This is a genomic window from Pseudomonas sp. H1_A03 (genome assembly GCF_054685145.1).
The window spans coordinates 948,363-964,528 of sequence record NZ_CP162829.1; the positions used below are offsets into that span (position 1 = coordinate 948,363).

Below are 16,166 nucleotides of genomic sequence, written 5' to 3' on the forward strand. Positions count from 1 at the left end.
CGAACCTTGGATAGTCTGAGCCTTACTTGCCCGTCTTGACCTTGGTCCAGCTACGGGTCATCAAACGTTGCACTTTCGGGGGTAGCTCGAAATTGACAAATGTCCGATCGAGAACCGCCTGCGGTGGGTAAACCGCTTCGTCGGTGCGTATCGATTGCTCCATCAGCTTGTCCGCCCCTGGGTTAGGGTTGGCGTAACCGACGTGATCACTGACCTGAGCGATCACCTCAGGCTGCAGCAAATAGTTGATGAAGGCGTGGGCTTCCTTGACGTTGGCGGCATCCTTGGGGATCGCCAGTACGTCAAACCACAGGTTGCCGCCTTCTTTCGGAATCGCGTAGGCGATGTTCACGCCCTTGCCCGCCTCGGCCGCGCGGGCCTTGGCCTGGAACACATCACCGGAAAAACCGGCGGCCACGCAGATGTTGCCGTTGGCCAGGTCGGAGATGTATTTGGACGAATGGAAGTAGGTCACGTAAGGACGCACTTTCAGCAGTTTTTCCTCGGCTTTCTTGTAGTCGGCCGGGTTTGTGCTGTTGGGGTCCAGGCCCATGTAGTTGAGCACCGCGGGCAGCATCTCATCCGCCGAGTCCATGAACGACACACCGCACGTGGCCAGCTTCTTCATGTTCTCCGGCTCGAACAGCACGGCCCAGGAATCGATCTTGTCGACACCCAGCACTTCCTTCACTTTATCGACGTTGTAGCCAATGCCGTTGGTGCCCCACAGGTACGGCACGGCGTACTGGTTGCCCGGGTCGTTTTTTTCCAGACGCTTGAGCAGCACCGGGTCAAGGTTGGCGTAGTTCGTCAGCAATGACTTGTCGAGCTTCTGGAACGCCCCGGCCTTGATCTGCTTGCCGAGGAAGTGGTTGGACGGCACCACAACGTCGTAGCCGGTACGCCCGGCCAGCAGCTTGCCTTCCAGGGTTTCGTTGGAATCGAACACGTCGTACACGGGCTTGATGCCGCTGGCCTTTTCAAAGTTGGCCAGGGTGTCGTCGCCGATGTAGTCCGACCAGTTATAAATATGCACAGCCGGTGCGGCCTGCACGCTGACAGCCAGCGTGATACCTGCACCCACCAGCAAGGCTTTGCGAAATAAAGAAATTGGCAAGTGGAGGTCCTCTTAAATAGTTGGGCCTTAAAGTTGTTGCACGGCAACAAAACCGGCGCGCAACTTACCCTCGATAAACCGATCCGGCAAAACTTTCTGTCATTTATTTGTTTCATTAACCACCGCGCCAGGCGCGGTGGTTAATGAAGACCGGTTACTTACCGGACTTGATCTTGGTCCAGCTGCGTGTCATTTCACGCTGGGTCGCCGCCGGCAAGTCAGCAATAGCGTAGAGCTTGGCCTGCACCTCTGCTGACGGGTAAATGCCTGGATCGCTTGTGATGTCCTTGTCGACCAGTGCGGTCGCCTTCTCGTTACCGTTCGGGAAACGTACGCTGTTGGTGATCGAAGCCATCACTTCCGGCTTCAGCAGGTAGTTCATGAACTTGTAGGCCGCGTCGACGTTTTCGGCATCTTTAGGGATGGCGACCATGTCGAAGAAGCTGCCGGCGCCTTCTTTAGGAATGTCGTAGGCCACTTTCACCTTGCCACCGGCTTCAGCCGCGCGGGACTTGGCCTGCTGGATGTCACCCGAGTAACCCACGGCGACGCAGATGTTGCCGTTGGCCAGGTCCGAGATGTACTTGGACGAGTGGAAATAGCCGATCGAAGGACGGATCTTCAGGAATAGCGCCTCGGCTTGCTTGAGGTCGTCTTTCTTCTGGCTGTCAGTCGGCAGGCCCAGGTAGTGCAGCGCGATCGGCAACATTTCGGTTGGCGAATCAAGGAAGCTCACGCCGCAGCTTTTCAGCTTGGCGATGTTCTCAGGCTTGAGCAGCACATCCCACGATTCGATCTTGTCCACGCCCAGCGCGGCCTTGACCTTCTCCGGGTTGTAGCCGATGCCGATCGAGCCCCACATGTACGGGAAGGCGTGCTTGTTGTCCGGGTCGCTGACCGACACGGCCTTGAGCAGGGATTTGTTCAGGTTGTCGTAGTTGGTCAGCTTGGACTTGTCCAGCTCCTGATACACACCGGCCTTGATCTGCTTGGCGAGGAAGTTGTTCGACGGTACGACGATGTCGTAGCCGGACTTGCCTGCCAGCAACTTGGCTTCCAAGGTTTCGTTGCTGTCAAAAACGTCGTACACCACTTTGATGCCCGACTCTTTTTCAAAGTTGGCGATGGTGTCCGGTGCAATGTAGTCGGACCAGTTGTAGACGTGCAGCACTTTATCGTCTGCCTGGGCCGCGCCCGCCATTGCGCCCATCAGGGACAAGGCGAGGAGGGTCTTGCCAGCGTTCTTCAAACCTAATGCCTTCATTTGGTGATGCTCCAATTTTTCTTTTTTGGGCCACGTTCTTACAAGGTTCTGCGGCCCGTCTAAAGGGCAACAAAACAGGGCGACAGTCTGGCAAGTTCTGAGGCCAGCTTTCAACCAAAGCCTCATTTATAACTGCTCGATGCGCAACGCTCGAAAGCCGCTGCGCACTGAGCCTAGCACTTAGCCCTGCAATGCCGCCAAAGTCAGGTCCAGGCAGTGGCGAGCCTTGGTCACCAGCTCGTCAATTTCGGCGTTGCTGATCACCAGCGGCGGCGAAATGATCATGGTGTCGCCCACGGCGCGCATGATCAGGCCATTCTCGAAGCAGAACGTGCGGCAGATCATGCCGGCGCCCTTGCCTTCGTAACGTTTGCGCGTGGCTTTGTCCTGCACCAGCTCAATCGCACCGAGCATGCCCACGCCGCGCACTTCACCCACCAGCGGATGATCAGCCAGCTCCCTCAGACGTTTCTGCAAATACGGTGCCGTTTCGTCATGAACGCGACTGACGATTTTTTCATCGCGCATGATGCGGATGTTCTCCAGCGCCACCGCAGCGGCCACCGGATGACCGGAATAAGTGAAGCCGTGGTTGAAATCACCGCCTTCGTTGAGTACTTCCACCACGTCATCGCGCACGATCAGGCCACCCATGGGGATGTAACCCGAGGTCAGGCCCTTGGCGATGGTCATCATGTGCGGCTTGAGGTCGTAGAAATCGCTGCCGAACCACTCGCCGGTACGGCCGAAACCGCAGATCACTTCATCGGCCACAAACAGAATGTCGTACTTGGCGAGGATTTCCTTGATGCGCGGCCAGTAGCTGGCGGGCGGTACGATCACGCCACCGGCGCCCTGGATCGGCTCGGCAATAAAGGCACCGACGTTGTCCACGCCCAGTTCAAGGATCTTCTCTTCCAACTGATTGGCCGCCCACACGCCGAATTCTTCCGGGCTCATGTCGCCGCCTTCGCCAAACCAGTACGGCTGGGCGATGTGGGTAATGCCCGGGATCGGCAAGTCACCCTGCTCATGCATATAGGTCATGCCGCCCAGGCTGGCGCCGGCCACGGTAGAGCCGTGGTAGCCATTCTTGCGGCTGATGATGGTTTTCTTGTTGGGCTGGCCTTTGATCGCCCAGTAGTGGCGGACCATGCGCAACATGGTGTCGTTGCCTTCGGAGCCGGACCCGGTGAAGAACACATGGTTCATGCCGGCAGGCGCGATGTCGGAAATCGCCTTGGCCAATTCCAGCACCGGCGGGTGAGCGGTCTGGAAGAACAGGTTGTAGTACGGCAGTTCTTTCATCTGCTTGGCGGCGGCGTCAGCCAGTTCATCGCGACCGTAACCGATCGCCACGCACCACAGGCCGGCCATGCCGTCGAGGATCTTGTTGCCTTCGCTGTCCCACAGGTAAACGCCATGGGCTTTGGTAATGATCCGTGGGCCTTTCTCTTTCAATTGCTTGAAGTCGCTGAACGGCGCCAAGTGGTGATCGCTGCTCAAGGCTTGCCATTCACGGGTTTGCGGGTTGTTGCTGGACATACCAATCTCCTAGACTTTTCAGTGAAGGGCGCGCGGGTTGCCCCACACGCCCGGCGCATCAGACGGCAAAGAGCAGGAATTCCCGCTCCCACGAACTGATCACGCGCTTGAAGTTTTCATGCTCGGCCCGCTTGACCGCGACGTAGCCTGTGATGAATTTCTGACCCAGGTATTTTTCGATGGTCTTGCTGTTTTCCATACGTTCCAGGGCGTCCTCGATGGTCAACGGCAGGCGCAGGTTGCGTCGCTCGTAACCACGACCCACCACCGGCGCGCTCGGCTCATGGCCTTCGACCATGCCGATGTAGCCACACAATAAGCTGGCGGCAATCGCCAGGTACGGGTTGGCGTCGGCGCCCGGCAGGCGGTTTTCCACACGGCGGTTCTGCGGGCCGGCATCCGGTACGCGCAGGCCGACCGTGCGATTTTCTTCGCCCCATTCCACGTTCACCGGCGCCGAGGTGTCGGGCAGGAAGCGGCGGAACGAGTTCACGTTGGGGGCAAACAGCGGCAGCAATTCAGGAATGAATTTCTGCAGGCCGCCAATGTGGTTGAGGAACAGCTGGCTCATGCTCCCGTCTTCATTGGAGAAGACGTTCTTGCCGGTGGCGATGTCGATGATGCTCTGGTGCAAATGCATCGCGCTGCCAGGCTCGCCGGTCATCGGCTTGGCCATAAAGGTGGCGGCCACGTTGTGCTTGAGTGCGGCCTCACGCATGGTGCGCTTGAACACCAGGATCTGGTCGGCCAGGGACAGCGCATCGCCGTGACGGAAGTTGATTTCCATCTGCGCCGTGCCGTCTTCATGAATCAGCGTGTCGAGGTCCAGTTCCTGCAGCTCGCACCAGTCGTAGACGTCTTCGAACAAAGGGTCGAATTCGTTGGCCGCTTCTATAGAGAAGGACTGCCGACCGGTCTCCGGGCGACCGGACCGGCCAATCGGCGGTTGCAGCGGGAAGTCCGGGTCTTCGCAACGTTTGGTCAGGTAAAACTCCATCTCCGGTGCCACGATGGGCTGCCAGCCTTTGTCGGAGTAAAGCTTGAGGACTTTCTTGAGCACGTTGCGCGGCGACAGCTCGATCGGGTTGCCTTGCTTGTCGTAGGTGTCGTGGATCACCTGGGCGGTGGGCTCGATGGCCCAGGGCACCAGGAATACCGCGTTCTGGTCGGGGCGGCAGATCATGTCGATGTCGGCCGGGTCGAGCAATTCGTAATAGATGTCGTCTTCGACATAGTCGCCAGTCACGGTCTGCAACAGAACGCTCTCGGGCAGGCGCATGCCTTTTTCAGCAATGAATTTGTTGGTTGGCGAGATCTTGCCACGGGTGATACCCGTAAGGTCGCCAATCATGCATTCGACTTCTGTGATCTTGTGGTCTTTCAACCAATCGGTGAGCTGGTCGAGGTTGTTACTCATAAATGCCTCTGGGCTGGGTTTCCTGGCATCCGTTAAAGGCCAGGCGTTGTTTGACGCAGCATCCGCGTCGTTTTTTCATTCAGGGTAGGAGCTTACCTGCCATTTGCTGCAGCGTTGCATTCCTCAGGCCAAACTCGTGCAGAATCATGAGCAGCACCCTGCACGGGAGCCGCTCAGAAGCAGGCAAGAGGAAAGCGAATGGGCAAAGACGAGGTCAGCCGAGGCGTCAAGAATATTGACCGGGCTGCGGGTGTTTACACAGGAAGAATGGAATGATGACAAAGCCTGTCTGAAGCAGGCAGAGACGCCAAGTGGAGGCAGGCGAAACATGAAGCACCCCGGTATTATTGCTGTTATGGGTTTGAATCGAGCTTAGCCTTGTTCATTTTTTTACACAACACCCCCGTAAAAAATACAACACGGCCCGCTCAAGCCTGCGAGTCCCAAGCCTTTCAAACCCAAAAAAACGCCCCAAAAAGCCTCAAAAAAGCCCTCAGGGCGCTTTTTTAGGGCAAAAAAGGCCTCGCTTGACTTCGGCATGCCGTTCGGGTTGACTGAAACCAGAAAAGATCAATGATTGATATTTTTAACAACAAAGGTGTTGCATCATGTCGGTACCCCCGCGTGCCGTTCAGCTTAACGAAGCGAACGCGTTCCTTAAGGATCATCCTGAGGTTCTGTACGTAGACCTTCTAATTGCGGATATGAATGGTGTGGTGCGCGGCAAGCGCATCGAACGCACCAGCCTCCACAAGGTTTACGAGAAGGGCATTAACCTGCCTGCCTCTTTATTTGCCCTGGATATCAATGGCTCTACGGTGGAAAGCACCGGCCTGGGCCTGGACATCGGTGATGCTGACCGAATCTGTTATCCAATCCCCGACACCCTGTGCAATGAGCCGTGGCAAAAGCGCCCTACCGCGCAACTGCTGATGACCATGCACGAACTAGAAGGTGAGCCGTTCTTCGCCGATCCGCGCGAAGTGCTCCGGCAAGTTGTCAGCAAATTTGACGACCTCGGTCTGACCATCTGCGCTGCCTTCGAGCTTGAGTTCTACCTGATCGACCAGGAGAACGTGAACGGCCGCCCGCAACCGCCCCGCTCGCCGATCTCCGGTAAACGCCCGCATTCGACACAGGTCTACCTGATCGACGACCTCGACGAATACGTCGACTGCCTCCAGGACATCCTGGAAGGTGCCAAAGAGCAAGGCATCCCGGCCGACGCCATCGTCAAGGAAAGTGCCCCGGCGCAGTTCGAAGTGAACCTGCACCACGTGGCCGACCCGATCAAGGCGTGTGACTACGCCGTATTGCTCAAACGCCTGATCAAGAACATCGCCTACGACCATGAGATGGACACCACCTTCATGGCCAAGCCTTACCCAGGCCAGGCAGGCAACGGTTTACACGTACACATTTCGATCCTGGACAAAGACGGCAAGAACATCTTTGCCAGCGAGGATCCCGAGCAGAACGCCGCATTGCGTCACGCGATCGGCGGTGTGCTGGAGACCCTACCCGCTCAAATGGCGTTCCTGTGCCCCAACGTCAACTCCTACCGTCGATTCGGCGCACAGTTCTACGTGCCGAACTCGCCGTGCTGGGGCCTGGATAACCGCACCGTGGCGATCCGCGTACCGACTGGCGCGGCCGATTCCGTGCGGATCGAACACCGTGTGGCTGGCGCCGACGCCAACCCTTACTTGCTGATGGCTTCGGTTTTGGCAGGCGTGCATCACGGCCTGACCAACAAGATCGAGCCGAACGCACCGGTGGAAGGCAACAGCTACGAGCAGAACGAGCAAAGCCTGCCGAACAACCTGCGCGATGCCCTGCGCGAGTTGGATGACAGCGAGGTGATGGCCAAGTACATCGATCCTAAATACATCGATATCTTCGTTGCCTGTAAGGAAAGTGAGCTGGAGGAGTTTGAACACTCTATCTCCGACCTTGAGTACAACTGGTACCTGCATACCGTGTAAGCGGTGGCTGCAATAAGAGAACGCCGCAGGCTTAATGGCCTGCGGCGTTTTTTTATGGGTTTATTCCGGGAGACCGAGTTGGCCCCTTCGCGAGCAAGTCGAATCGTCGCACCGCCGCTCCCACATTTGACCGAGTTCTCCTGAAGAAACCGGTTCGAATGTGGGAGCGGGCTTGCTCGCGAAGGCGGCCTGGCAGACAACACACCTCCCTGCTCATACAATGCCCGCTGCCTTGTAGGAGACTTCCATGACCACCCGTCCCGCCGCCCCTCGCAAACCCCGCGCCCGTAGCCAGGCCCGGATCGACGCGATCCTCGACGCCGCCCGCACCTTGCTGGCCGCTGAAGGCGTGGCCGGTTTGTCGATCTACAGCGTGGCCGAACGGGCGCAGATTCCCCCTTCGTCGGTCTATCACTTCTTCGCCAGCGTGCCGGCATTGCTGGAGGCGTTGACCGCAGACGTGCACGCCGCATTCCGGGCAGCCATCCAGGCACCCATCGAGCATGACTCACTCAAACACTGGCGCGACCTGTCCTGCATCGTCGAACAGCGCATGCTCACCATCTATGATCATGACGCCGCCGCGCGACAGTTGATCCTGGCGCAGCACGGGCTCACCGAAGTGACCCAGGCCGACCGTCAGCATGATCTGGAATTGGGCGACCTGATGCTCACCGTGTTCAACCGTCACTTTGAAGTGCCGACGTTGCCCAGCGATGTGGATGTGTTTGCGTTAGCGCTGGAGCTGAGCGACCGCGTGTATGCGCGCTCAGTGCATCAACATGGGTTGATTACGCCGCGCATGGCGGAGGAAGGGATGCGGGTGTTTGATGCGTATGTGGGGCTTTATTTGCCGGCGTATTTGCCTAAGCGCCAAGTCCTGGTTTGACAGGGCCGGCTCTATCGCAGGCAAGCCAGCTCCCACATTTGAATGCATTCCAACCTTGGAACTCGGTCAAATGTGGGAGCTGGCTTGCCTGCGATAGCGGCCTCAAGAACAACGCCAATTACAACTTGGCAATCGACACCTCGGTGGACTTAACAAAGGCAATCACTTCGCTGCCAATCACCAGCTCCAGCTCTTTGACCGAGCGAGTAGTGATTACCGAAGTAACGATGCCGGACGAAGTTTGCACATCGATTTCCGACAGCACGTCGCCTTCGACGATTTCCTTGATCGTGCCTTTGAACTGGTTACGCACGTTGATGGCTTTAATAGTCATGGTGTTCTCTCTTCGTAGGACAAGTGAGTTATTGAGCCCAACGCAATTGCGTAGGCAGCGGTGAAACAGGTTCAGGTTCCGGCGGCGTGCCGGGTAACGACAACACACGGTTGAGCACTTCGGCTTCCAGCGCCGCCAAGCGATGCGAGCCGCGGGCCCGTGGGCGTGGCAGGTCGACGATCAGGTCGAGGCCGATTTCGCCGTCTTCGATCAGGATCACCCGGTCGGCAATGGCCACGGCTTCGCTGACATCGTGGGTCACCAGCAACACGGTAAAGCCGTGCTTCTGCCAGAGGTTTTCGATCAGTTGCTGCATCTCGATACGAGTCAGGGCATCCAGCGCGCCCAAGGGCTCGTCAAGCAACAGCAGGCGCGGTTGATGGACCAAGGCGCGCGCCAGGGCCACGCGTTGCTTCTGCCCACCGGACAGCGCCGCCGGCCACTCATTGGCGCGTTCGGCCAGGCCGACTGCTTCCAGGGCTTCCAGCGCTTTGGGGCGCCAGTTGCCTTTAAGGCCCAGGCCGACGTTATCGATAATCTTTTTCCACGGCAGCAGGCGCGCTTCCTGGAACATCAACCGCGTGTCTTCAATCGCTTCGCTCAGCGGCGCGGAGCCGGCCAGCAGCTCGCCGCCGCTGGCTTTGTCCAGGCCGGCCAGCAGGCGCAATAACGTACTTTTGCCGCAACCGCTGCGACCGACCACCGCCACGAACTGGCCAGCAGGAATGTGCAGGTCGATTTCCTTGAGCACTTCGCGCGCACCAAAAGCCTTGCGCAGTTTGCGCACCGCCAAGGGAATCCCCTTCAGCAGGCGCGGGGGTTGTTGAGCTGTCATGCCGCACCTCCTTTATTCACTTGATACGCCGGGTGCCAGCGCAGCCACACACGCTCCAGGCCACGCGCGGCCAGGTCGGCCAGCTTGCCGAGGATCGCGTACATCACAATCGCGAGTACCACCACATCGGTTTGCAGGAATTCACGGGCGTTCATCGCCAGGTAACCGATACCGGAACTGGCCGAGATGGTTTCCGCCACGATCAGCGTCAGCCACATAAAGCCCAGGGCAAACCGCACCCCCACCAGGATCGACGGCAGCGCGCCGGGCAGGATCACCTGACGGAACAGGCTGAACCCGGACAAGCCGTAGCTGCGCGACATTTCCACCAGCGCCGGGTCGACATTGCGGATGCCGTGATACGTGTTGAGGTAGATCGGGAACAGCGTGCCAAGGGCGACCAGGAAAACCTTCGCCGTCTCGTCGATGCCGAACCACAGGATTACCAACGGGATCAGCGCCAGGTGCGGCACGTTTCGGATCATCTGCACCGAGCTGTCCAGCAGGCGTTCGCCCCATGTCGACAGGCCGGTGATAAAGCCCAGGGCCAGGCCGATGCTGCCGCCGATCACAAAACCCAGGCCCGCACGCCAGCCGCTGATGGCCAGGTGTGTCCAGATTTCGCCGCTGGCCACCAGGTGGACGCCGGCTGCAATCACGGCGCTGGGCGCCGGCAGAATGCGCGTCGACAACCAGCCCGCCGACACCGACAACTGCCACACCGCCAGCAAGAGAATCGGCAGTACCCAGGGCGCCACACGATGGCTTAGTTTTTCAAAGTTCATGGCGCTGCCTCAGCTCTGTGACGCAGCTTTGGGAAGGATGTCGTTGGCGACCATCTCGCCGAACGGGCTGACGTACCCGGCGCTTTTTGGCAGCTCGGGACGCTCGATATCCAGGTGTGGGAACAGCAGCTCGGCGACGCGATACGACTCTTCCAGGTGTGGGTAACCAGAGAAGATAAACGTGTCGATGCCGAGCGCTGCGTATTCCTTCACACGTTCAGCAACCGTTGGGCCATCGCCCACCAGCGCCGTACCCGCGCCGCCTCGGACAAGGCCAACGCCGGCCCACAGGTTGGGGCTGACTTCGAGGTTGTCGCGGTTGCCGCCATGCAAGGCAGCCATGCGTTGCTGGCCGACGGAATCGAAACGCGCCAAGGAGGCCTGGGCACGAGCAATGGTGTCGTCGTCCAGATGAGAGATCAGTTTGTCGGCGGCTTTCCACGCCTCATCGTTGGTTTCACGCACGATCACATGCAAGCGAATACCAAAACGCACAGTGCGCCCGAGTTTCGCGGCCTTGGCCCGTACCTGCTCGATCTTTTCAGCGACGGCAGCCGGTGGCTCGCCCCAGGTCAGCACCATTTCCACTTGTTCGGCAGCCAGGTCCTGGGCCGCTTCGGAGGAACCGCCGAAGTACAGCGGCGGGCGCGGTTGCTGGATAGGCGGGTAAAGCAGCTTGGCGCCTTTGACGCTGATGTGCTCGCCGTCGTAATCCACGGTTTCGCCTTCCAGCACGCGGCGCCAGATGCGGGTGAACTCGACAGAAGCCTGGTAGCGCTCTTCATGGCTGAGGAACAGACCGTCGCCGGCCAATTCCTCCGGGTCACCACCGGTGACCAGATTGAACAACGCACGGCCGCCAGACAGGCGATCCAGGGTCGCAGCCTGACGCGCGGCCACCGTCGGGGAAATGATCCCGGGGCGCAACGCGACAAGGAATTTCAGACGCTGGGTCACCGGAATCAGCGAGGCCGCCACCAGCCACGAGTCTTCGCAGGAGCGACCGGTAGGGATCAGCACCCCGCCGAAACCCAGGCGGTCAGCGGCCTGGGCCACTTGCTGCAGGTAACCGTGGTCAACGGCGCGAGCGCCTTCGGCGGTGCCAAGGTAATGGCCGTCGCCGTGGGTAGGCAGGAACCAGAAAATATTGAGGCTCATGGAGTTGTCTCCTGAAAAAATCGGATTACGGCGCTTTGGCAACGGCGGCGGGTGGTGTCCAGATCACGTCCTTGATGCTCAAGGGCTTGGGGATCAATTTGAGTTGGTAGAAGGTGTCGGCGATTTTCTGCTGGGCCGCCACCACTTGTGGGGTCAGGAACAGCGCACCGTAGCCTTGGCGCTTCACCGAGGTCAGGGTGATGTCAGCCGGCACGCCGAGCAGCGGAGCGACTTGTTCAGTCACTTCCTGCGGGTTGGCCTTGGACCATTCGCCCACGGCGCGGACTTCTTCGATCAGCGCCTTGACCACTTCAGGGTGTTGTTCGGCGTACGGCTTGGTCGCCAGGTAGAACTGATGGTTGTCGGCGATGCCGGTACCGTCACGCAGGGTGCGCGCTTGCAATTGTTTCTCGGCGGCAGCCTGGTACGGGTCCCAGATCACCCAGGCATCCACGCTGCCACGCTCAAAGGCGGCACGTGCATCGGCGGGCGGCAGGAACACAGTCTGCACGTCGGTGTATTTCAGGCCGGCGTCTTCCAGCGCACGTACCAGCAGGTAGTGCACGTTGGAGCCTTTGTTGAGCACGATTTTCTTGCCCTTGAGTTCGGCCACTGATTTGATCGGCGAATCTTTCGGCACCAGGATCGCTTCGCTGGTCGGCGCGGGTGGCTCGTAGGCCACGTAGAGCAAGTCGGCACCAGCCGCCTGGGCGAACACCGGTGGGGTTTCGCCGGTCACGCCGAAGTCGATGGAGCCGACGTTCAGGCCCTCGAGCAATTGCGGCCCACCGGGAAACTCGGTCCATTGCACGTTCACGCCTTGGGCGGCCAGGCGTTTTTCCAGGGTGCCCTTGGCTTTGAGCAGCACCAACGTGCCGTACTTCTGGTAACCGATACGCAAGGTCTCGGCGGCTTGAGCTTGAACAATGGCGCCGAAGGACACAGCCGCAGCAAACAGTGCGACCAGACCACGACGCAAGATGACAGTGCGCATGGCGCTCTCTCCAAATATGCGAATAGGGTTTTGGCTGCACCTGCTTGGCCGTTGGCGGCTGAGTAAGGTGAGTGTTACTTGATGTCGGGTACCGCTTAAATGCTCCAGCGAGCACTCAACAAACGTTCATTCAACACATGCGGGTCCAGCGGTTTCGGGCGACGAGCCATGGCGCTGAGGAGCTGCTCAAGAGCTTCGTGCAACCGGTGTTCGAGCACCGGCACCAGCTGCGCTTGTGCGCTGCCTTCGGCATAAGCGATCTGGCTGTCCTCGGCAAAAATTCCGTGGAGCAATTCCTGGGCTTTCAGCGCCGACAACACCGGCTTCAAGGCGTAGTCCACCGCCAGCATGTGGGCGATGCTGCCGCCAGTCGCCATCGGCAACACGATCTTGTGGGCCAGGGCGCGTTCGGGCAGCAGGTCGAGCACGGTTTTCAGCGCGCCGGAAAACGAAGCCTTGTAGACCGGCGTGGCAATCACCAGGCCATCCGCATTCGCCACCTGTTGCAGCAGGTCGATGACCTTGGGGCTGTCGAAGCGAGCGTGCAGCAAGTCTTCAGCCGGGAAGTCCCGTATCTGGTAACTCACCACTTCCACGCCTTTGTCTTGCAACCACTGACGGGTTTTATCCAGCAACACCCCGGAGCGCGAACGCTGGCTGGGACTGCCTCCAAGTGTTACGACCAACATGCAGGATTTCCTTGAGCAGGTGTCAGCGGTTCGCTGTGTGGCGATGGCGCCAAGATGGAACAGACCTTATCAGCAGATTTATATATCTTTAAATCTTATTTTTTCATTTGTTTATTCTTTAAATGCATATACAGATTATGAATCTCCGGGCGAAAAAAAAGGCCGTAAAAACGGCCTGAAAACCCCTGCTATGTGTTTCGGTATAACTCAAATTCTGTGGTGCATGGACTGACGCCATCGCGGGCGAGCCCGGCTCCCACAGTCGATCGCATTCCCCTGTGGGAGCGGGCTTGCCCGCGATTCGGTATCAGCGGTTAGGCTGAGGGGTAAGCCGCAGATACGGTTTCACCGCGCGATACCCCTTCGGAAATCGCTTCTTGATCTCTTCCTCATCCTTGAGCGACGGCACGATCACCACCTCATCACCGTCCTGCCAATTGGCGGGCGTGGCGACCTTGTGGTTGTCGGTCAGCTGCAGCGAGTCGATGACCCGCAGGATTTCGTGGAAGTTACGGCCGGTACTGGCCGGATAGGTGATGGTCAGGCGGATCTTCTTGTTCGGGTCGATCACGAACAAAGAGCGCACGGTGAGGGTGTCACTGGCGTTCGGGTGGATCAGGTCGTAGAGGTCGGACACTTTACGATTGGCATCCGCCAGGATTGGGAAGTTGACGATGGTGTTCTGGGTTTCGTTGATGTCTTCGATCCACGTGTGGTGCGAGTCCACCGGATCGACCGACAGGGCAATTGCCTTGACGCCGCGCTGAGCAAATTCGTCCTTGAGCTTGGCGGTGAAGCCCAGCTCGGTGGTGCACACCGGGGTGAAGTCCGCTGGGTGGGAAAACAACACACCCCAGCTATCGCCCAGCCATTCGTGGAAACGAATCGTACCGGCGCTGGAATCCTGCTCGAAGTCGGGGGCGATATCGCCCAGTCTTAGGCTCATGGTGGTGCTCCTGGTGAGTGCTTATGGATCCCACTGTGCATGGATTGCGGATTATTTAAAAAGAATAAATATCGATTTATCTAGACGATAAAGGAATATTAAAAATCTGTTCATTGGACGTGGGAGCAGGCGAGGAGCAACATCGATTCCAAGGTTCGAGAAGGCCTTGAGACGCTGTACACAGAGGGGTTCAGGAAGGGCTTGCGGGGGTTTAGCCCGACTTGAAAGTAAGACACCTTGCCCGGTGTTGCACCGGGCAAGGTTTTACACAGTTACAACAGCTTCACGCTACTAGAACAGTGGCAGCGAGTAGCTGACGATCAGGCGGTTTTCGTCCTGGGAACGGGTGTTCGCCAGGTCGGTACGCCACATCGCGTTTTTCCAGGCGACGCCGAGGTTTTTCAGCGGGCCTTCTGGGATCACGTAGGCAACGGTGATGTCGCGTTCCCACTCGGACTGGCCGGTAGTTTCAGCACGACCAGCGTTGTTGGCGATGGTGTCGATGTCGCTACCTTTGAGGTAGACAACACCAGCGGTCAGGCCAGGTACACCGACTTTTGCGAAGTCGTAAGCGTAACGTGCTTGCCAGGTACGCTCGCCAGCACGGGCGAACTTCTGGATCTGCATGTCGGTAGTCAGGTAAGCCGACGAACCATCGCCCTGGTTCAACCAAGGGAAGTCGCTGCTGCCATTGCTGACTTGATAACCACCACCGAAGGTGTGACCGGCAACGGTGTACAGGAACAGGCCGCTGTACAGGTTGTTGTCGACCTTGCCTTTACCGGCGTTGAAGTTGTTGTAGTTACCGCTGGAGAAGTAAGCGGCGGTGTCGCCGTTTTTACCATCGTCCGAGCTGTTGAAATAACGCAGGTCAGACTTCAATACGCCCGGGCCGATCGACCAGTTGTGGGTCAGACCCAGGAAGTGCTGTTTGTAGAAGTCTTCCAGATTGCCGTAGTAGTACTGGGCAGTCAGGTCCTTGGTGAGCTTGTAGTCACCACCGGCGTAGTAGAACTTGTTGCTGAACTTGCCGGCATTGTAGTTGGAGCCACCGTTGGCGCCGCCGATCGACAGGTTTTCGTTGTTGCTGGAGTTACGACCCTTGGCCTTCTCGACTTGGCCGGCAACCAGGGTCAAGTCCTTGATGTCGTTGGTGGTGATCTGACCGCCTTGGAAGGTTTGCGGCAGCATACGACCATCGTTGGTCACGATAACTGGCAGCTTAGGCTGCAAGGTGCCCAGCTTCAGCTCGGTCTGGGAGACCTTCACCTTACCGGTCACGCCCAGGCTGGCGAAATCGTGGACCGCACGGTTGCCGTCGCTTGGGAACACAGTGCCGCCGGACGAAGTACCGGCGATGTTACCGCTGGTGCCACGGCCCGAATCGAGGCGAACGCCGTACAAGCCGATTGCATCAACGCCGAACTGAACGGTGCCTTGGGTATAGCCCGAAATAAAACGCAGATCGAAGCCTTGGCCCCACTCTTCGTTCTTGGACGGGTTTGCAGAGCCGTCACGGTTATCCGTGTTGATGTAAAAGTTACGCAGACCCAGGGTGGCCTTGCTGTCTTCGATGAAACCGGCAGCGCCTGCTTGCTGGGCGATTGCGCCCAAAGCTACAGCCAAAGCCAAGGTGGACTTATTCATGTACCGCTCCTCTCGTTTCTAATTTTTGTATTTCTTTGGTCTCGGGTCTGACGCCCTCGATCCACAGATGCGCGATTAGCGCCGCATAGTGACTGACAAGTCAATCGTAACCTTGTGTGTCTACTACCTTCGTCTAATCGCAGTTGATTTGGTCCCTGCAGGGTAATGAGTTTTTCATACACCCAAAAAGAATTATTTCATTCTTTTTCATACGATTCAGGAATAAGCATTTTCGCGAAACGACCCAATCTACGTAGACTGAACGTTACACAAGCTATTCCTAAAGGGTATTTACCAGCGCTTTTTTAGACCGTTTAGTCTGACTGTACGGCTTCATACGTCACTCACGATCAAAAAAGCGACGCCATGATGGCGAAACGCACATCCTCCCGTCAATTTGTTACAGTTTTTGTATCGCTAATACTTTCTTTTGATGTCAACACCGCTGGTTTCACGGTGTGCCTGCCATCGTATCGGCCCTGATCAATACTTCTGAAGGAATAGAAATGAGAAGGGGCTTGCTCCCGATAGCGGTGAGCCAGTCAAGTACTATCGACTGAC

General features: G+C 58.1%; 15 protein-coding genes. 3 read left to right on the forward strand and 12 right to left on the reverse strand.

Annotation, left to right across the window (positions count from 1 at the left end):
- Nucleotides 1-22: 22 nt before the first annotated feature.
- The 4 genes from AB4O35_RS04490 to AB4O35_RS04505 form a co-directional block, all read right to left on the reverse strand.
- Nucleotides 23-1,117, reverse strand: a complete 1,095-nt coding sequence (locus AB4O35_RS04490; RefSeq protein WP_065874416.1) for a polyamine ABC transporter substrate-binding protein — start codon at nt 1,115-1,117, stop codon at nt 23-25.
- A gap of 154 nt (nt 1,118-1,271) precedes the next feature.
- Nucleotides 1,272-2,366: a polyamine ABC transporter substrate-binding protein gene (locus AB4O35_RS04495; protein ID WP_065874456.1), complete on the reverse strand. Its 1,095-nt coding sequence runs from the start codon at nt 2,364-2,366 to the stop codon at nt 1,272-1,274.
- 195 nt (nt 2,367-2,561) lie between these two features.
- Nucleotides 2,562-3,926, reverse strand: coding sequence for an aspartate aminotransferase family protein (locus AB4O35_RS04500; protein WP_065874417.1), 1,365 nt, complete (start codon nt 3,924-3,926; stop codon nt 2,562-2,564).
- 58 nt (nt 3,927-3,984) lie between these two features.
- The gene (locus AB4O35_RS04505; RefSeq protein ID WP_065874418.1) at nt 3,985-5,343 is read right to left on the reverse strand and encodes a glutamine synthetase family protein; all 1,359 of its coding nucleotides are present in this window, start codon (nt 5,341-5,343) and stop codon (nt 3,985-3,987) included.
- A 608-nt stretch (nt 5,344-5,951) separates the two neighbouring features.
- Between AB4O35_RS04505 and AB4O35_RS04510 the strand changes: the two genes are divergently transcribed.
- Together AB4O35_RS04510 and AB4O35_RS04515 are read left to right on the forward strand one after the other, a co-directional pair.
- Entirely contained in the window at nt 5,952-7,328 is a 1,377-nt protein-coding gene (locus AB4O35_RS04510; protein WP_065874419.1) for a glutamine synthetase family protein, read from the forward strand.
- Nucleotides 7,329-7,575: 247 nt separating this feature from the next.
- On the forward strand, nt 7,576-8,217 hold the full coding sequence (locus AB4O35_RS04515) for a TetR/AcrR family transcriptional regulator (protein ID WP_065874420.1): 642 nt from the start codon (nt 7,576-7,578) through the stop codon (nt 8,215-8,217).
- Nucleotides 8,218-8,335: 118 nt separating this feature from the next.
- On the opposite strand, the gene AB4O35_RS04520 is transcribed toward AB4O35_RS04515, so the two are convergent.
- The 6 genes from AB4O35_RS04520 to ssuE all read right to left on the reverse strand — a co-directional run bounded on the left by AB4O35_RS04520 (nt 8,336) and on the right by ssuE (nt 13,012).
- A complete protein-coding gene (locus AB4O35_RS04520; RefSeq protein WP_065946130.1) occupies nt 8,336-8,551 on the reverse strand; it encodes a TOBE domain-containing protein in 216 nt (71 codons plus the stop codon).
- Nucleotides 8,552-8,579: 28 nt separating this feature from the next.
- Entirely contained in the window at nt 8,580-9,386 is an 807-nt protein-coding gene (ssuB, locus tag AB4O35_RS04525) for an aliphatic sulfonates ABC transporter ATP-binding protein (RefSeq protein ID WP_065880217.1), read from the reverse strand.
- On the reverse strand, nt 9,383-10,171 hold the full coding sequence (gene ssuC / locus AB4O35_RS04530) for an aliphatic sulfonate ABC transporter permease SsuC (RefSeq protein WP_065874421.1): 789 nt from the start codon (nt 10,169-10,171) through the stop codon (nt 9,383-9,385). The genes ssuB and ssuC overlap by 4 nt, the downstream gene beginning before the upstream one ends.
- Before the next feature lie 9 nt (nt 10,172-10,180).
- A complete protein-coding gene (ssuD, locus tag AB4O35_RS04535) occupies nt 10,181-11,329 on the reverse strand; it encodes an FMNH2-dependent alkanesulfonate monooxygenase (RefSeq protein WP_065946131.1) in 1,149 nt (382 codons plus the stop codon).
- Nucleotides 11,330-11,354: 25 nt separating this feature from the next.
- Nucleotides 11,355-12,323: a sulfonate ABC transporter substrate-binding protein gene (locus tag AB4O35_RS04540; protein ID WP_065946132.1), complete on the reverse strand. Its 969-nt coding sequence runs from the start codon at nt 12,321-12,323 to the stop codon at nt 11,355-11,357.
- A 95-nt stretch (nt 12,324-12,418) separates the two neighbouring features.
- Nucleotides 12,419-13,012, reverse strand: a complete 594-nt coding sequence (gene ssuE / locus AB4O35_RS04545) for an NADPH-dependent FMN reductase (protein WP_065874424.1) — start codon at nt 13,010-13,012, stop codon at nt 12,419-12,421.
- Between ssuE and AB4O35_RS04550 the strand changes: the two genes are divergently transcribed.
- Nucleotides 13,011-13,244, forward strand: coding sequence for a hypothetical protein (locus AB4O35_RS04550; RefSeq protein WP_139132519.1), 234 nt, complete (start codon nt 13,011-13,013; stop codon nt 13,242-13,244). The two genes, ssuE and AB4O35_RS04550, sit on opposite strands and share 2 nt — an antisense overlap.
- A gap of 75 nt (nt 13,245-13,319) precedes the next feature.
- Here AB4O35_RS04550 and AB4O35_RS04555 read toward each other — a convergent pair whose 3' ends face one another.
- The gene (locus AB4O35_RS04555; RefSeq protein WP_065880219.1) at nt 13,320-13,958 is read right to left on the reverse strand and encodes a peroxiredoxin; all 639 of its coding nucleotides are present in this window, start codon (nt 13,956-13,958) and stop codon (nt 13,320-13,322) included.
- 291 nt (nt 13,959-14,249) lie between these two features.
- Nucleotides 14,250-15,605 (reverse strand): OprD family porin, encoded by a 1,356-nt coding sequence (locus AB4O35_RS04560; RefSeq protein WP_065874426.1) that lies wholly within the window; start codon nt 15,603-15,605, stop codon nt 14,250-14,252.
- Nucleotides 15,606-16,166: the final 561 nt, after the last annotated feature.